Here is a 17,014-nt window from a genome sequence, read left to right as displayed (position 1 = left end):
GGTGTCCCTTAGCGTATTTGTGGGCCGATGAACCGGCTCCTGGCTTCGACATGGGTGTCACTGTTGTCGATGTCCTTGAGGATGAATGTCACCTCGTTGGTGCTCGACGGCATTTTCTCGGGCGCGCTGGACAGCTCTACCGCAATGCTGAGGATATCGCCTGCCGCCACCTTGAGTTCACGTCGGCCCTGCAGTTTCAGATCCGGCAGGCCGGTCGCATCGAGGATATAGGTGTGGTCGACCTGATCCTTGTTCATTACCTTCAGGCTGTAGACGTTTTCGATGCGGCCTTCGGCGTTTTCGCGGTACAGCACGCGGTCCTTGCTGACATCGAAACCCACCAGCGAGCGCATGAAGAAGGCGCTGGTCAGGAAGCCGATCATCAGCAGCAGAACCAGGGCATAGCCAATCAGGCGTGGACGCAGTTTGTGGGTGACCTGACCTGACAGGTTGTGCTCGGTGGTGTAGCTGATAAGGCCACGCGGGTAACTCATCTTGTCCATGATGGTATCGCAGGCATCGATGCAGGCCGCGCAGCCGATGCATTCGATCTGCAACCCTTCGCGGATGTCGATGCCGGTCGGGCAGACCTGAACGCACATGGTGCAATCGATGCAGTCGCCCAGGCCTTGGGCCTTGTAGTCCACATCTTTCTTGCGCGGCCCACGGCTTTCCCCACGACGCGGGTCGTAGGAAACGATCAGGGTATCCTTGTCGAACATGACGCTCTGGAAGCGTGCATACGGGCACATGTGAACGCACACCTGCTCGCGCAGCCAGCCTGCATTGCCGTAAGTGGCCAGGGTAAAGAAGCCGATCCAGAAATACGCCCAGCCATCGGCTTGCCCGGTGAACAGTTCGATCGTCAGGTCGCGTATGGGGGAGAAGTAGCCGACGAAGGTCAGGCCGGTCACGAAGCCGATCAGCAGCCAGAGGCTGTGCTTGGCGAACTTGCGCCCGAACTTGCTGGCGCTCATGGGGGCCTTGTCGAGTTTGATGCGCTGGTTACGGTCGCCTTCGGTGACCTTTTCACACCACATGAAAATCCAGGTCCAGACGCTTTGCGGGCAGGTATAGCCGCACCAGATTCGCCCGGCATAAACCGTGATGAAGAACAGGCCGAAGGCGCTGACGATCAGGATGCCTGACAGGAGGATGAAGTCCTGAGGCCAGAAGGTTGCGCCAAAGATGTAGAACTTGCGCTCCGGCAGGTTCCACCACACGGCCTGATGTCCGCCCCAGTTCAGCCAGACCGTGCCGAAATACACCATGAACAGGGCCAGCCCGCCCAGCATTCGCAGGTTGCGAAACCGGCCTTTGAACGCACGGGTATAGATGTTTTCCCGCGCTGCGTAGAGGTCAACGGTATTGCCGTCATTGTTGGGTGGCGGGGTGATGTTCTGTACGGGAATCCGGTTGTTCATTGGGGCGTCCCACGGCAGTGGAAAAATGCCACAGCCAGTACGTGCCGACTGAGGTCAAGAGCAGTTTCTTATGGCGTCCATGATACGCCTGCCCTTATACCCCAAGGCTGCGACCTTTGGTCGCGTTGGGTTCCTTCAGCGGTTCGTGTAAGTGACCTGGATCAATTGACAGGGTAATTAAAGTTGCCGGTCAGCGGGGTGCCGTTCGGTAAGGTGCCAGTTCTTCGTGCAACTGGCTGGCCCAGGGGTTGAGCACCGGGACGCCACAATGCTGGAAATCGTTGGTGTTGCGGGTCACCACTTTCATGCCATGAACCAGGGCGGTGGCTGCAATCAGTGCATCGCATTCGCTGCGCGGATCGGGAATGTGCAGCCGGGCACAGCGCTTGGCCACGGCGGTGTCCACGGCCAGGATTCGTCCGGCGAAAGCTTTCAATACGTGATGCTCCAGCCATGTGCGCAGCGCCGCGCCCTGGATGGGGTCACGGCGTTCGATGCGCAATATGCCTGTTTCCAGCTCCATGATCGTGATGGCCGAAATAAACAGGCTGGCGGCCGCCTGATCGTTTGCCCATCGGACCACATTCGTATCTGCGTTGCGCTTTCTGAGTTCGGATACCACATTGGTATCGAGCAGGAACATCAGGACAGGTCCACAGAGCGAGGCGTGAGATCGGGCCGTTGAAGCTCGAAATCGATATCCATGTCTTCAGGCATGATCAGCATGTCGACGATGCTGGCAGAGCTGCCGGTCAGTTTTCGATAGTCTTCGATGGAGAGCAGGACATGGGCAGGGCGACCTCTGTCGGTGATGAATACCGGCCCGTCGTTCGCAGCCTTCTTGGCTCCGCTGGTGTCCTGATTGAATTCGCGGCTTGAAAGCGTTGTCGTCATGAAGGTGACCTCCTGGAAGATGTAGATATGTTTCTATATTGCTGGCCCAAGCAGTCTAGTCGTGTAGAAACATGACTACAACAGAAATGTATTGTCCAAATGCAACAGCCCCGCGGGTTGAGGGCGGGGCTGTCTTGTCGAGCCGGTCACTGAGGTTCGGCGGGTTTTTCCTGGCGTGACAGGCTGTAGACATAAGCAGCCAGCAGGTGAACCTTGTCATTGCCCTGCGTTGCTTCCTGGGCTGGCATCTGGCCCTGACGCCCGTAGCGGATGGTCTGTTGCAGTTGCGCAAAGCTTGATCCGTAGATGAATGCGCTCGGGTGGGTGAGGTCTGGCGCGCCGAGCACTTGCATGCCTTTACCTTCCGGACCGTGGCAGGCTAAGCAATTGGTCGCAAATATCTTCTGTCCTGCCACCGGGTCGGCCTTGGCGTCCTCGGGCAGTTTTCGGCCGTCGAGCCGGGTCAGGATGTAAGCCGAAACGTCACGCACGCCTTGCTCGCCCACCACGTCACCCCATGCCGGCATCACCGCATGACGACCTTTGAGGATGGAGGTCTTGATGGTCTGCGGGTCGCCGCCCCAGCGCCAGTCGGCGTCGGTGAGGTTGGGGAAGCCGTAGGCGCCCTTGGCATCCGAGCCGTGGCAGACCGAGCAGTTGGAGGCGAAAAGACGACCGCCCATTTTCAGGGCCTGTGGGTCTTTGGCGACGTCCTCGATGGGCATCGCCGCGTATTTGGCGAACAGCGGCCCGAAACGGTTCTCGGCGCGGGCGATTTCCTTTTCCCATTCATGGACGCCGGTCCAGCCTTGCTGGCCATCCGAAAACTGGCGCTGTTTTTCGTTGTCCGCATAGGTGTAACCGGGCAGCAGGCCTTTCCAGTTGCCCAGGCCCGGATACAGCGCCAGATAGCCCAGAGCGAACACGATGGTGCCCACGAATAGCATGAACCACCAGCGAGGCAGCGGGTTGTCGTATTCCTCGATGCCGTCGAAGGAGTGGCCTACGGTTTCTTCGGTCTCATCATTGCGCTGGCCTTTGCGGGTGGCCAGCAGCAGCCAGGTCAGGGCGAAAATGGTACCCAGGGTCAGGACCGTTACATACAGGCTCCAGAACGTGGTCATTCTTTGTTGCTCCCGGAATCGCTGGCTTGCTGCTTGAGCTGTTCGATGGCTTGCGGGTCGTCTGCGAACGGCAGCAGGGTCGCGTCGTCGAACTCAGCCTTGCGCCTCGGGCTGAAGACCCACAGTGCCAGCCCGATGAAAGCCACCATCACCACCAGTGTGCCCAGGCCTCGAATCATTCCGATATCCATTGTGCTCACCGTTTGCTCTTGATGATGGTGCCCAGGCCTTGCAGGTAGGCCACCAGTGCGTCCATTTCGGTCTTGCCTTTCACGGCGGCCTCGGCACCCGCGATGTCTGCATCGGTATAGGGCGTGCCGAGGGCGCGCAGGACTTCCATCTTTTTGGCGGTTTCCTTGCCATCGAGTTTTTTCTCGACCAGGAAGGGGTAAGCCGGCATTTTCGATTCGGGCACCACATTGCGCGGGTTGTACAAGTGAGCGCGATGCCAGTCATCCGAGTAGCGTCCACCGACGCGGGCCAGGTCCGGACCGGTACGCTTGGAGCCCCACAGGAACGGGTGATCCCAGACGCTTTCGCCCGCCACCGAATAATGACCATAGCGCTCGGTTTCGGCGCGAAACGGGCGGATCATCTGCGAATGGCAACCCACACAGCCGTTGGCGATATACACGTCGCGGCCTTCGAGTTCCAGGGCGGTGCGCGGTTTCATGCCTTCGACCGGCTTGTTGGTCACGTCCTGAAAGAACAGCGGCACGATCTGGGTCAGGCCGCCGATGCTCACGGCAATGACCATGAAGAAGGCCAGCAGGCCAATGTTCTTTTCGAGTACTTCATGTTTCATCAGTGAGCTCCCACGACAGCGATCCGGGCTGCGGCTTCGGCTTCTTTCGGATCGGAGGCCCGGACGGTACGCCATACGTTCCAGGCCATCAGCAACATGCCGCTGGCGAAGATCGCACCGCCGATCATGCGCACGACATAGCCCGGATGGCTGGCCTGTAGCGCTTCGGCGAAGGCGTACGTGAGTGTGCCGTCGTCATTGATCGCCCGCCACATCAGGCCCTGGGTAATGCCGTTGACCCACATGGATGCGATGTAGAGCACCGTGCCGATGGTGGCGAGCCAGAAGTGGGCGTTGATCAGGCCGATGCTGTGCATCTGCTGACGACCGAAGACTTTCGGAATCATGTGATAGACAGCGCCGATGGAGATCATGGCGACCCAGCCCAAAGCACCGGCGTGGACGTGGCCGATGGTCCAGTCCGTGTAATGCGACAGCGAGTTCACCGTCTTGATGGCCATCATCGGACCTTCAAAGGTGGACATGCCGTAGAACGCCAGGGATACCACCAGGAAACGCAGGATCGGGTCGGTGCGCAACTTATGCCAGGCACCGGAGAGGGTCATCATGCCGTTGATCATGCCGCCCCAGCTCGGGGCCAGCAGAATGATCGACATCACCATGCCCAGCGACTGTGCCCAGTCCGGCAGGGCGGTGTAATGCAGGTGGTGCGGACCGGCCCAGATGTACAGGGTGATCAGCGCCCAGAAGTGCACGATGGACAAACGATACGAATAGATCGGCCGCTCGGCCTGCTTGGGCACGAAGTAATACATCATCCCCAGAAAGCCCGTAGTCAGAAAGAAGCCCACCGCGTTGTGGCCGTACCACCACTGGATCATGGCGTCGGTCGCACCCGCGTACGCCGAGTAGGATTTGAACAGGCTCACCGGCAACGAGATATGGTTGACGATGTGCAGCATGGCGGTCACCAGAATAAAGGCGCCGTAGAACCAGTTGCCGACATAGATGTGTTTGGTATTACGTCGGGCGATGGTGCCGAAGAACACTACGGCGTAGGTGACCCAGACAATGGCCAGCAGAATAGCAATCGGCCATTCGAGTTCGGCGTATTCCTTGGTGGTGGTGTAACCCATGGGCAGGGTGATGATTGCGCTGACGATCACCGCTTGCCAGCCCCAGAAGGTGAAAGCGGCCAGGCCATCTGAAATCAGCCGTGTCTGGCAGGTTCGCTGCACCACGTAATAAGAAGTGGAAAACAGTGCGCAGCCACCGAAAGCGAAGATCACAAGGTTAGTGTGCAGCGGTCGCAGGCGCCCGAATGTGGTCCATTCCATATCAAGATTCAGGCTTGGCCAGACCAGCTGCGCGGCAATGAAAACGCCGAGCCCCATGCCGACGATCCCCCAGACTACCGTCATGATGGCGAACTGGCGTACCACCTTGTAGTTATAAGCGGTCGGGCTGATTGCTGTGCTCATTTGCAGAGTTCCACGGTGCAGTATTTATGGATATTCAGAAGGCCACGAACTTGCCCTCGGCAGAGGCCGGGCAAGTATTTGCACTGAAACGATGGCCCTTTGAGGCAGGTTCCAGAAACACCGGAACACAGCCGACGCAGACCGAAAAAGGCGGGATGGACAGGTCGATGACACATGCCGACAAATGCGCGAAGCATTCACTTCCCATGACCTGTGGCCAGCTAATGCCAGTCCACTGCGGGCAAGCTTAGTCGTGAAAGGCGGGCATGGGAAGCCGAGAGAGAGAGGGCTGCAAGGAGGTGAGAGAATTCCGCACCCCGTTGCAGGGTGCGGAATTCAGTGGTGCTCCGGGAGGCGTTGTTACTGTGACTGCTTTTCCCTGCGCTCGAGTTGATCAGGACTCTGAGAAAGGCTGTACACATACGCGGCCAGCAATTGCACTTTGTCATTACCCAGCAAATTGGCCTGAGCAGGCATATGACCCTGTCGACCCAGTCTGATGGTCTGTTGCAGCTGTGCAAGGCTGGTCCCGTAAATAAAACCGCCCGGTTGCGTAAGGTTCGGGGCGCCCATAGCTTCGACGCCTTTACCTGCAGCACCATGACACGCTACGCAGGTCGAGCTGAATATTTGCTGTCCGGCAGACAGATTGGCCGTGTCATCGGCCGGCAGCGGCAGACCGGCCAGAGAGTGGCGAACATAGGCTGCGACGTTCTTGACGCCTTCTTCACCGATGACCTGACCCCAGCCCGGCATGGCGGCGACCCGGCCCAGCATGATGCTGTTCTTGATAGTGTCGACATTGCCGCCCCAGCGCCAGTTGGTGTCGGTGAGGTTCGGGAAGCCATAGGCACCCTTGGCATCCGAGCCGTGGCAGACCGAACAGTTGGAGGCGAACAGGCGGCCGCCCATTTTGAGTGCCTGCGGGTCCTTGGCGACTTCCTCTACCGGCATGGCGGCGAATCTGGCAAAGATGGGACCGAATCGGGCGTCGGCCCGGTCCATTTCCTTTTCCCATTCATGGGCGCCGGTCCAGCCGTTTTCGTAACCGGGCAGGATGCCTTTCCAGTTGCCCAGGCCCGGGTAGAGGATCAGATAGCCGACCGCGAACACCAGAGTGCCCGCGAAGAGCATGAACCACCATTGCGGCAACGGATTGTCGTATTCCTCGATGCCGTCGAAGCTGTGGCCCATGGTCTGGTCGGTGCTGCCCTTGGTTTCGCCTTTGCGTGTGCCGATCAACAGCCAGGTCAGCCCGATCAGGCTGCCGAGGGTCAGCACGCAGATATAGGTGCTCCAGAAGGTGGTCATGGCTGGTTACTCCGCACGACAGGTTGCTCCATTTCAGGTTTCGCGTCAGTGCCTGTTGCTTGAGGCTCGTCGGCAAAGGGCGCCATGCGAGCCTCGGCGAAATCCGGGTTGCGTTTGCTGCTGGACACCCACAGGGACATCCCGATGAAGGCGATCGCCACGATCAAGGTGCCGAGGCCGCGCAAGTCTTGAATATCCATGGCTCACCTCTTGCTCTTGATGGAAGTGCCGAGCACTTGCAGGTAGGCCACCAGTGCGTCCATTTCGGTCTTGCCCTTGAGGCTGGCAACTGCACCGGAGATATCGGCATCGGTATAAGGCACACCCAGGGTGTGCATGGCGCGAATCTTGGCTTCGGTATGGCTGCTGTCCACTTGCTGGGTGACCAGCCACGGGTAAGCAGGCATTTTCGATTCCGGCACGACGTTGCGCGGGTTGTACAGATGGGCGCGGTGCCAGTCATCCGAGTAGCGTGCGCCCACCCGGGCCAGGTCCGGACCGGTGCGCTTGGAGCCCCACAGGAACGGGTGATCCCAGACGCTTTCGCCCGCCACCGAGTAGTGACCATAACGCTCGGTCTCGGCACGGAACGGACGGATCATCTGCGAGTGGCAACCGACGCAGCCTTCACGGATATAGATGTCGCGGCCTTCGAGTTGCAGGGCGGTGTAGGGCTTCATGCCTTCGACCGGCTTGTTGGTCACGTCCTGGAAGAACAGCGGCACGATCTGGGTCAGGCCCCCGATACTGACGGCCAGTACCATCAGGATCATCAGCAGCGTGACGTTCTTTTCGATCACTTCATGTTTCATGGTCAGTTCCTCAGGCCATCTGCGCGGCAGCGGTGGCTTCGGCCGGGCTATAGGCCCGCACGGTGCGCCAGGTGTTGTAGGCCATCAGCAACATGCCGACGAAGAAGATGGCGCCTCCGGCCAGGCGGACGATGAAGCCTGGATGGCTGGCCTGCAGTGCTTCGACGAAGGAGTAGGTGAGGGTGCCGTCCTCGTTCACGGCGCGCCACATCAGGCCTTGAGTGATGCCGTTGACCCACATCGAGGCGATGTACAACACCGTGCCGATGGTGGCGAGCCAGAAGTGCGCGTTGATCAGGCCGATGCTGTGCATCTGCTGGCGACCGAAGACTTTCGGAATCATGTGATACAGCGCACCGATGGAAATCATCGCCACCCAGCCAAGGGCGCCGGCGTGGACGTGCCCGATGGTCCAGTCGGTGTAGTGGGACAGGGCGTTGACGGTCTTGATGGCCATCATCGGACCCTCGAAGGTCGACATGCCGTAGAACGCCAGGGACACCACCAGAAAGCGCAGGATCGGGTCGCTGCGCAACTTATGCCAGGCGCCTGAGAGGGTCATCATGCCGTTGATCATGCCGCCCCAGCTCGGGGCCAGGAGAATCAGCGACATAACCATGCCTAGCGACTGCGCCCAGTCCGGCAGGGCGGTGTAATGCAGGTGGTGCGGACCGGCCCAGATGTACAGGGTGATCAGTGCCCAGAAATGCACGATGGACAGGCGATAGGAATAGACCGGACGTTCGGCCTGCTTGGGCACGAAGTAATACATCATCCCCAGAAAGCCCGCCGTCAGGAAAAAACCTACCGCGTTGTGCCCGTACCACCACTGCACCATCGCATCGGTTGCACCGGCGTACAGCGAGTAGGACTTGGTCAGGCTGACCGGAATTTCCAGGTTGTTGACGATGTGCAGCAGCGCTACGGTCAGGATGAAACCGCCGAAAAACCAGTTGCCGACATAGATGTGTTTGGTGGTGCGCTTGGCCACGGTGCCGAAGAACACGATTGCATAGGCGACCCAGACCACGGCGATCAGGATGTCGATCGGCCATTCCAGTTCGGCGTACTCTTTTGAGGTCGTAAAACCCAGGGGCAGGCTGATAGCGGCCAGGACGATTACCAGTTGCCATCCCCAGAACGTGAAGGCAGCCAGTTTCGGCAGAAAAAGTCGGGTCTGGCAGGTGCGCTGCACAGAGTAGTAAGAGCTGGCGAACAGTGCGCAACCACCAAAGGCGAAGATGACCGCGTTGGTATGAAGTGGACGCAAGCGACCAAAGCTTGTCCACGGCAGGTTGAAGTTGAGCTCAGGCCAAACCAGTTGGGCGGCCAGAAAAACGCCGAGGCCCATCCCGACAATTCCCCAGATCACCGTCATAATGGCGAACTGGCGAACCACCTGATAGTTATAGGCGGTACTGTTAGTTGTGTTCATTTAGGTGTGTATCCCATCCAGCTTGGTCGGGGCCATTACGCACGGTTATAGCTCCGGGTTATTGGCAGACTCATCAGAAGCGAGGCAAGCATGGGCATTGGGCAAGAGGCCGGTATTGACAGGGATCAATGCGTACAACTGGCACGGGACAACGGCTGGCTCTGGACGGCGGCGCAGCCGGGAACGGGGGATGGCAAGGCAACGCTGATTCTGGCCCATGGTGCCGGTGCGCCCATGGACAGCGATTTCATGAATGACATGGCTGCACACCTTGCTGCACAGGGCGTCAGCGTCATGCGCTTCGAGTTTCCCTACATGGCTCAGCGACGACTCACGGGGGGTAAACGTCCGCCCAATCCACAGGCTCAGTTACTCGATTGCTGGCGTCAGGTGCATGAGCGTGTGCGACCTCATGTCGCTGGGCGTCTGGCCATCGGTGGTAAGTCCATGGGCGGGAGAATGGCCAGTCTGATCGCCGATGAATTGCAGGTCGATGCGCTGGTGTGCCTTGGTTATCCGTTCTATGCCGTGGGCAAACCCGAAAAGCCTCGGGTGGCGCACCTTGCCGATCTGCATACGCGGGCTCTGATCATTCAGGGCGAGCGCGATGCGCTGGGTGATCGCGAAACGGTGCAGGGTTATGAATTGTCGGCGTCGATCAATGTGCATTGGCTGCCGACCGCCAACCATGATCTCAAGCCCTTGAAAGTGTCAGGGTTGAGCCACGAGCAATGTCTGGTGGAATCGGCTCGGCAGATTGCAGGGTTTCTGGCCTGATCAAGTGCAGTACACATCGAAACAGCCTTCCGTGACCTCGAAATCAACCGCCGAGATACTGAAACTGAACACCCCTTGCAGACGCTGGTTTTGCCGGTCGACCTCGATCAGGGTGAAAGTACCGTCCTGAAAGTGCGCAGAGTGATAAATGACGCTCTGCCAGTGCGGGCTCTCGTTGTAGACCACTTTGATGCGCTCATTGCCCGGCAGGTTGTAAGTGCCGGGTTCCAGGTCCTTGTCGAAGAACAGGCCGATGCTGGTCCGCTTGTGGCCGACCTTGCCGTCGGCGATGATTTTCCAGATCCAGTGGCTGGGTGCCTGTGAAAGCTCCGGGCGCAGGGTCAATCTGCCCAGCAGGGATGAAACCAGTAGCGGTTGCCTGTTGACACAGACCTTGAAGCTGCCTTCGCAAGAGGGCGGGCGCACGAAGCGTCTGGAGGGAATGACGGGGTGGCGCATGGTCTGGCTCTTGAAACGTGACGCGCATGGAGAGATAAAAAGAGGGCGTTACGCTGTCAGGTAACGCCCTGAATGTTTCAGCTATGCCCTTATCGGATAGCGACGCCAAGACTGGCATTATGATGCAGCAATTTGAAGTCTGCGCCTGTGACCAGATTTTTCACGTAGTACCATTTCCAGCCCACGATGTTGGTCAGGGCAACCGTGCTGGACCAGTAATTGCCATTGCCCATCGGCCAGCTTCTGCCGTAGGTGCTGTGGATTTCCTTGAGCTCATAGATGGAAGGGATACGCGCGCCTTGTGCCTCGGCTGCAGCCGCCATCTTTGTGAAGGAACCTGCGCCAATACCCAGGCAATGAATCACGCCGGTAACGGTGACCTGATAGCTTTTCATGGCCCCCAGGCTGTCCGTGACCGAAATGATTGCCGTGCCTTTGCCTCGTGCCGAAGTCAGGCCGTTGCCGTCCACCTTGGCTACCAGCGGATCACTTGAGCGATAGGTGTAAGGCGCCTGCCCGCCGCTGGCCGTGCGCTGGACGGTCGTGTCTGACGGCATGGCCGGCAGCAGATCGGGATAACCCGGCAACAGATAGACCTTGCCTTTGAGGACCACCGGTGAGGTATCGAACTCCAGTTCCTTGCTGATCTTCAGCCACAGCGTCGAAGACAGGGCCGCTGTACCTGAGCGGGTGACGGTGTAGGTGACGGTCGCTGCATCGCTGGCCACGATCAGGGCTTTGGCGATGGTGAATTGCAGCTCGGTATTGCCGCCCACAATCTGTGAGGGTGTGTCGTAAGCCGTTGCACCTCGCCAGTTGACCACCACGCTATCGCCGGGGCTCATGCCTGTGTAGGACACACGAACGGTTGCACCGGAGTCCGGGATTCTTGAGGGAATCACCACACCATCGGCACCGACGGTGTCCATGGTGGGAGCCGGCAGCTCTATGCGCGCATCAAGAACCTTCAGAGCCAGGGTTGCGGATTGTTGCACCGTGCCGTTGAGGCGGTTGACGGTATAAGACACCGCGACGGTCTGGCCGGCATTGGCATTGACCAGCGCTGCTGCAAACACAAGCTCCTGGACTTTGCCCACATCGGCAGCCGTGATGATCTTCTCTCTGATATCGCTGCCTTTTGGCCCTTGCCACTGCGCCGTGATCCGCTCGCCTGCGGCAAGGTTGGCGCTGGTGCCGATCTGTACAGTGGCCCCATTGATCGTATTGGCCGGGTCGAGGACGTCGCCATTGGCTTCCTTTACGATCGGGACGGGCAGTACCGGCAGTACCGATAGCTGCAGCTTGACGAGCCTGGCTTGCGAGTTCATGGACAGATTGCCCGCCTGATCGGTCACCGTGTAGTAGACCGGTGCCTCGATATCGCCAATGGTTTCCAGGAACGACCTGACGAAATCCACATTCACCCGCTGCAGCCCCATATCGTCCTTGTTGACCATGGTGATTGGGCCGGGAACCTCATTCCAGTAAGTGCGAATGACATCGCCTTCCTTCATGCCGTTGTAACTGGCAATGCTGCCTCTGAGCACGTTATGCACGTTTTCCAGCTCATCGGAAGTCAGCCCGTCGTCAACGAAGGCGGGGAACAGGATGGGGCCTAACTGTGGATTGCCGGGGGCGGTTCGGTCGATTTCAAGGCGTGTTGCCTTGGATGTGTCCATTACTTGGCTTTCCGGGTTCGCCGTTTCATAGGCAACCTCGTGTACACCTTCGGTCAGCAGAGCAACAGGGATCTCAAGTGTTAACTCATCGCCTGGCAGATGACTGTCCAGAATCGGTTTCTTGGGGCCAACTGTCATGTCATTCCATAGCAGTTGGTAGGTATAGCCTGGCCGTGCACCTTCCCAAACCTTGAGCTTTACAATAACGGGCCTGTCGAGAAATTCGATGGGCAACACTCCGTTTTCGAGTGCGGCAGGAATTTCCGGTGCTTCAAGCTCTCCTGTTCTACGAGGAGATATAGACGTATTCATATTTACTTCCTTTATTTTATAGCGTGCGGATGGCTCACGATACTTATTGGAAAGGAGGAATCGGGCAGGTCGGTTGAACCGAATCGAGCATGTTCACCGGCGCACGTGTAACTTTTGAAGTAACAGCACTCTGATTACTGCCCGCTGGCGGTTCAACGCGGAAACTGGCCTCTGCAAAACCGGTGCAGAGAATACGAAGGTTACGGTCGGGGACCGTGAAGGTATAACCGTTCGCTACATCATTTTTATCCAGTGTCCGGTCGGCGGTATAGTTCGATGCATCAATCGGGTTATTGTTTTTATCAAAACCCTTGAAGGTCAAGAACAGTGTCTGGCCTTCGTCGATATTGATATAAGGCGCAATGTGCAGGTCTGCCCCATTGGGGTTGAGAATCGGGGCAATGAAACCCACGTCATTAAGTTTGAAGGGCGGGCCATCAAGACCTTCAGAGCCACCCGGAAGTTCTTCCTTGGACCTGACCGTCACAAGTTGCACCGGGCACTTTACAGGGTTGGGATTCCCGGCACGTGTCACCGTGTAATGCACAGGAATTTCCGCACCGGTTCCTTGTGCCCTCATGATTGCATTATCGATCGGAACAAGAAGGTCCCGTGCGGCAGCGATATCCGTTGCCCTGATTTGATACCATTGGAGCTTTTGTTGATCTCCCCAGAACAGATTCAGGTTATCGCTGATAGCAAAGCCGGTATTCCACTTCACGACCCCCAGGGCATTGAGTTCATAGTCTTCTTCGTCAATGAAGTTGTCCGTGGTGTTGGGGCTTTCCACGCTGGTGCCCTGGACGATAAAGGTTTCCAGCGGTGTTGGAACCGGCAGCGTCAGGAAAACATCAATGGTACTGCTCAGGGAAGTACCTGCCAGGTCCAGTTGACGTGTAACTTCGTAGAAGACTTGCACGCTGCCCACAGGGTTTTGATTGAGTGTCTCGTAGGGAATACGTAACGAAAGCACAATGTCTTCGTTCTCGTTACCCGGTGGAAGAGCGACCGGAACCAGTGGATTATTCTGCCCCCAGAACAACCTGATCATGTCAAAAGGGCTGGCACCCGGATACTTGGGAATATCCACCTGAACGCCTGCCTGCGCTTCTGCATAATCGATCAGGGTTCCTACTCCGGGGTCGATGATCGGAGCCGGGAAGTTGGCCGGAATATCCTGCAGCTTGAGGGTTATGGGCACAGGATTTGAGTCGATGGACGCGTTGCCTGCCCGGTCGAAAACCTTGTATTTGACCAGTTGTTCCGTTTCTCCCAGGCTTTCCAGAAAGGCACGGGTAAAGGTAATCGCAACCCTGTCCAGGCCCATGTCATCTTCAGTGACGGTGGCTTGCGGGCCAATAGTCGTGCCCCAGTAAGTCTGGACCACATCATGCTTTGCCATGCCGGTGTAGCCGGCAATCTGAACGTCCAGCTTCCCGCCCAGTTGCGCAAGTTCGGCCGCGGTCAACCCATTCTGTACTTCCGGGGGAAACAGGATGGCGCTGAGTTCCGGTTTTCCGGGAGCGGTCAGGTCAATCACCAGATTGAATATATTGGATTCGTTTCTGACCTGACTCTCTGGGTTAAATGTCTGGTACTGCAGGGTATGTGTCCCTTCGGTCAATAGACCGACAGGAATTTCCAGCGTCAGAGGATCGCCAGGTCGGTGAGTACCCAGAATCGGTTTTTCGGGGCCTACTGTTTCTCCGTCCCAATGGAGTGAATAGGTGTAACCCGGTTGAGCGCCTGCCCATACCTCCAGATCTACAATGACCGGTTTAGTCAATTCGGATATTGGTAAAAGCCCGGGCGTATCTTCGTCATGAAAAGCGACGGCTACATCCGGAGCTTTCAGGCTATCATCTTGTTCACGAGCGTTTTTGTCAGCAATGATGATGGGGAGTTGCGGTTGATGTTGCATGCTTGTTTCCTTGAAATAATTTTAAAATAAGCCCTGTAGGCGTTTTCGTATCAGGGACAATCTGCCAGCTGAAAAGATGATATTGGCCAATGGATTCTCTAGCTGCGGAACTGACGTAATCGATTTTTTTGGTGTTCGTCAATGGGGGTGGTAGATATTTTTACGGTGTTAAAGGTTTTTTCTGGTTGTGAACTAGAGGCTGTAGGAAATTCTGTAGGATAAATGTTTTGTGTGTTTGGGAATGCTCCTACTTTTGTGCTTGGGTGTTCCGGGTTTTTAGATGCGGTCTGATAAGTAACTCTCCTGCTTCCATATTCGGGAGTATGAAAGGTGCTTTATAGAAAAAGTGTGGAAGAAAAGAAAAAGGTCTTGTCTACGGTTGTGTTTCTGGGGGCGATGGCTGCGCTGGAAGTTATAGCTGATGACGAGGTTGTCTGGGTGAATGTTGCAGGCCATGGGGCCATGGCTACTATTCCGGTAGATGGTCGAGAGGAAACGGTAGATTCCTCCACGCCCGTTCATTCTTATTCTGTAAACCGTAATGGGCTACTGAATGTTCTGAGTGGTGGTGTGGCAGATCATGTACTGGTTGATAACTCCAGGTTGGTGGTCAACTACGGAACAGTGAATAGTGGCGTCGATGCCACTGACAGTCGGATTACTCTGGATCATGCAATTGTCAGAAATGATAAGGGTGTCGGCATGTCACTCGGAACCCGAGAGATAGGTGTCAATCCGGGAACCTGGGCCAAGATAGACGACAGCGATATATCCGGCCTCGGCTATGGCATAGGCTTGAGCCAGCTAAGTCGGCTTGAAATGAGTAATACCAGGGTCTATGGCGCGGTTTCGGCCGATGGCAGGTACGCGGAAGGGCTGCTCGTGTCAGGAGGCGATGCGGTCATTACGGGATCAAGCCATATTCGCGGTGATAGAAATGGCATCAGAATCATTGAGGGGGTGTTTATCCCTGGTAATGGCAATGCCGGTGTCACCAGCACTGCTGTGATCGATCATTCGATCATCGAAGGAATCAATGGCGCAGCGATCAGGATCGACAAGTCGGATCAGTTTGGTGCGATCGTCGATATAGCCGTCCAGAATGGCTCAACCCTGCTTTCCGGCAACGGTAACCTTCTGGAGGTCGCTGACCGCAGTACGGCTAATTTCAAGGTCGACAACAGCAACCTTACCGGCAATTTGATTGCCGATGACAGCAGCACCTTGAACGTCACCTTGCAGAATCAGGCACAGCTCACAGGCGACATCATCAATGGCAATAGCCTGGCTGTTGATTCTGGTGCCCACTGGCAAATGGTCGGTGACAACTCGGTCGAGTCACTGAGCATGGACCGCGGTGGCGTGAGTTTTGGCGAGGACGGGTTTCATACCTTGTCGTTGGGCGAGCTGTCCGGGAATGGTTTCTTTGGTATGCGAGTCGATCTGGACAACGGTGTCGGGGATCTGCTCGAGGTGAACGGACAGGCCAATGGCGAGTTCGGGTTGCGGGTCCACAACACCGGAGTCGAGGTGGTATCGCCTGATATGGAGCCCTTGAAGGTCGTACATACCGAAGGTGGCAATGCCCAGTTCAGTCTGATCGGCGGTCGGGTCGACCTTGGGGCGTATTCCTATCTGCTGGAGCAGCAGGGCAACGACTGGTTCATTGTTGGCAGCAACAAGACCATCAGCCCTTCAACCAGTGCCGCTCTGGCGCTGTTCAATGCTGCGCCGGTTATCTGGATGAGCGAGTTGTCGACCTTGCGCAGCCGCATGGGCGAGGTGCGTGCCAGCGGCCAGGGAGGCGGATGGATGCGTGCCTATGGCAATCGCTTCAATGCCACCACCAGTGATGGTGTCGAGTATCAGCACAAGCATCAGGGTTTGTCGCTGGGGGCCGATGCGCCGCTTGAGGTCAGCCATGGTCAGTTATTGCTGGGTGTCATGGGTGGCTATAGCACCTCCGATCTGGACCTGAATCGTGGCACTACGGGCAAGGTCAGCAGCTACTATGTCGGCGCCTATGGCACCTGGCTGCTGGATGACGGGTACTACCTGGACGGTGTACTCAAGTTCAACAGCTTCCGTAACAAGTCCGATGTCGCCATGAGTGATGCCAGCAAAGCCAAGGGGGATTACACCAATACGGGAGTCGGTGCATCGGTGGAGTTCGGACGGCATATCGCGCTGGCCGATGATTACTTCCTGGAGCCTTTCGCCCAACTGGCCAGTGTTGTCATTCAGGGCGATCAGTACCGCATGGACAATGGCTTGCAGGCGAAGAACAGCGATACCCAATCGGTTCTGGGCAAGGTCGGCAGTTCGGTGGGACGTAATATCGCGCTTAGGGATGGCGGCGTGCTGCAGCCTTACTTGCGTGTCGCGGTGGCTCAGGAGTTTTCCCGCAGCAATGACGTCAAGGTCAACGACTCGCGCTTCGATAACAACCTGTTCGGTTCACGCGCCGAGCTGGGGGCGGGTGTTTCGGTTTCACTGTCAGAGCGGCTGCAACTGCACACTGATTTCGATTACATGAAAGGCAAGCATGTCGAGCAACCCTGGGGAGCCAACGTAGGATTGCGACTCTCGTTCTGAGTGTTCCCCGTCAATCGAGCCCCG

16 protein-coding genes are annotated in these 17,014 nt (G+C 57.2%); 2 read left to right on the top strand and 14 right to left on the bottom strand.

The window, feature by feature from the left end; genetic code table 11:
* Window positions 1-8: 8 nt before the first annotated feature.
* The 11 genes from ccoG to ccoN (CKW23_RS23030) form a co-directional block, all read right to left on the bottom strand.
* Window positions 9-1,424, bottom strand: coding sequence for a cytochrome c oxidase accessory protein CcoG (gene ccoG / locus CKW23_RS23080; RefSeq protein ID WP_095068397.1), 1,416 nt, complete (start codon window positions 1,422-1,424; stop codon window positions 9-11).
* Between the two features lie 190 nt (window positions 1,425-1,614).
* Window positions 1,615-2,067 (bottom strand): type II toxin-antitoxin system VapC family toxin, encoded by a 453-nt coding sequence (locus CKW23_RS23075; protein WP_025259319.1) that lies wholly within the window; start codon window positions 2,065-2,067, stop codon window positions 1,615-1,617.
* Window positions 2,067-2,318 carry a type II toxin-antitoxin system Phd/YefM family antitoxin gene (locus tag CKW23_RS23070; RefSeq protein WP_095068395.1) on the bottom strand — a complete coding sequence of 84 codons (252 nt, stop codon included), beginning with the start codon at window positions 2,316-2,318 and terminating at the stop codon, window positions 2,067-2,069. Before CKW23_RS23070 ends, CKW23_RS23075 begins: the two co-directional genes overlap by 1 nt.
* 146 nt (window positions 2,319-2,464) lie before the next feature.
* Entirely contained in the window at window positions 2,465-3,442 is a 978-nt protein-coding gene (ccoP, locus tag CKW23_RS23065; RefSeq protein WP_095068394.1) for a cytochrome-c oxidase, cbb3-type subunit III, read from the bottom strand.
* Window positions 3,439-3,633 carry a CcoQ/FixQ family Cbb3-type cytochrome c oxidase assembly chaperone gene (locus CKW23_RS23060; protein WP_025259322.1) on the bottom strand — a complete coding sequence of 65 codons (195 nt, stop codon included), beginning with the start codon at window positions 3,631-3,633 and terminating at the stop codon, window positions 3,439-3,441. The genes ccoP (CKW23_RS23065) and CKW23_RS23060 overlap by 4 nt, the downstream gene beginning before the upstream one ends.
* 5 nt (window positions 3,634-3,638) lie before the next feature.
* A complete protein-coding gene (gene ccoO / locus CKW23_RS23055) occupies window positions 3,639-4,247 on the bottom strand; it encodes a cytochrome-c oxidase, cbb3-type subunit II (protein ID WP_025259323.1) in 609 nt (202 codons plus the stop codon).
* A complete protein-coding gene (gene ccoN, locus CKW23_RS23050) occupies window positions 4,247-5,689 on the bottom strand; it encodes a cytochrome-c oxidase, cbb3-type subunit I (RefSeq protein ID WP_025259324.1) in 1,443 nt (480 codons plus the stop codon). Before ccoN (CKW23_RS23050) ends, ccoO (CKW23_RS23055) begins: the two co-directional genes overlap by 1 nt.
* Before the next feature lie 360 nt (window positions 5,690-6,049).
* On the bottom strand, window positions 6,050-7,000 hold the full coding sequence (gene ccoP / locus CKW23_RS23045) for a cytochrome-c oxidase, cbb3-type subunit III (RefSeq protein ID WP_095068393.1): 951 nt from the start codon (window positions 6,998-7,000) through the stop codon (window positions 6,050-6,052).
* Window positions 6,997-7,200: a cbb3-type cytochrome c oxidase subunit 3 gene (locus tag CKW23_RS23040; RefSeq protein WP_095068392.1), complete on the bottom strand. Its 204-nt coding sequence runs from the start codon at window positions 7,198-7,200 to the stop codon at window positions 6,997-6,999. Before CKW23_RS23040 ends, ccoP (CKW23_RS23045) begins: the two co-directional genes overlap by 4 nt.
* Window positions 7,201-7,203: 3 nt before the next feature.
* Window positions 7,204-7,812 carry a cytochrome-c oxidase, cbb3-type subunit II gene (gene ccoO / locus CKW23_RS23035; RefSeq protein WP_095068391.1) on the bottom strand — a complete coding sequence of 203 codons (609 nt, stop codon included), beginning with the start codon at window positions 7,810-7,812 and terminating at the stop codon, window positions 7,204-7,206.
* Between the two features lie 10 nt (window positions 7,813-7,822).
* Window positions 7,823-9,247: a cytochrome-c oxidase, cbb3-type subunit I gene (gene ccoN, locus CKW23_RS23030; RefSeq protein ID WP_095068390.1), complete on the bottom strand. Its 1,425-nt coding sequence runs from the start codon at window positions 9,245-9,247 to the stop codon at window positions 7,823-7,825.
* A 90-nt stretch (window positions 9,248-9,337) separates the two neighbouring features.
* On the opposite strand from ccoN (CKW23_RS23030), the gene CKW23_RS23025 reads away from it, so the two are divergent.
* Complete coding sequence (locus tag CKW23_RS23025; protein WP_025259329.1) at window positions 9,338-10,024, top strand: alpha/beta family hydrolase; 687 nt, start codon at window positions 9,338-9,340, stop codon at window positions 10,022-10,024.
* On the opposite strand, the gene CKW23_RS23020 is transcribed toward CKW23_RS23025, so the two are convergent.
* From CKW23_RS23020 to CKW23_RS23010, 3 genes are all read right to left on the bottom strand, one after another.
* The gene (locus tag CKW23_RS23020) at window positions 10,025-10,483 is read right to left on the bottom strand and encodes a hypothetical protein (protein ID WP_025259330.1); all 459 of its coding nucleotides are present in this window, start codon (window positions 10,481-10,483) and stop codon (window positions 10,025-10,027) included. It abuts the gene before it with no gap.
* 89 nt (window positions 10,484-10,572) lie between these two features.
* Window positions 10,573-12,474, bottom strand: coding sequence for a hypothetical protein (locus CKW23_RS23015; protein ID WP_038399773.1), 1,902 nt, complete (start codon window positions 12,472-12,474; stop codon window positions 10,573-10,575).
* A 43-nt stretch (window positions 12,475-12,517) separates the two neighbouring features.
* The gene (locus CKW23_RS23010) at window positions 12,518-14,395 is read right to left on the bottom strand and encodes a hypothetical protein (RefSeq protein ID WP_218250573.1); all 1,878 of its coding nucleotides are present in this window, start codon (window positions 14,393-14,395) and stop codon (window positions 12,518-12,520) included.
* 702 nt (window positions 14,396-15,097) lie between these two features.
* On the opposite strand from CKW23_RS23010, the gene CKW23_RS23005 reads away from it, so the two are divergent.
* Window positions 15,098-16,990, top strand: a complete 1,893-nt coding sequence (locus tag CKW23_RS23005) for an autotransporter outer membrane beta-barrel domain-containing protein (RefSeq protein WP_236250081.1) — start codon at window positions 15,098-15,100, stop codon at window positions 16,988-16,990.
* The last annotated feature ends 24 nt before the right edge of the window (window positions 16,991-17,014 follow it).

Source organism: Pseudomonas sp. Irchel 3A18, assembly GCF_900187465.1.
GTDB classification, from domain to species: domain Bacteria; phylum Pseudomonadota; class Gammaproteobacteria; order Pseudomonadales; family Pseudomonadaceae; genus Aquipseudomonas; species Aquipseudomonas cichorii.
Note: the sequence above shows the minus strand (reverse complement) of the source record. Positions and strands in the feature narration are given on the sequence as shown.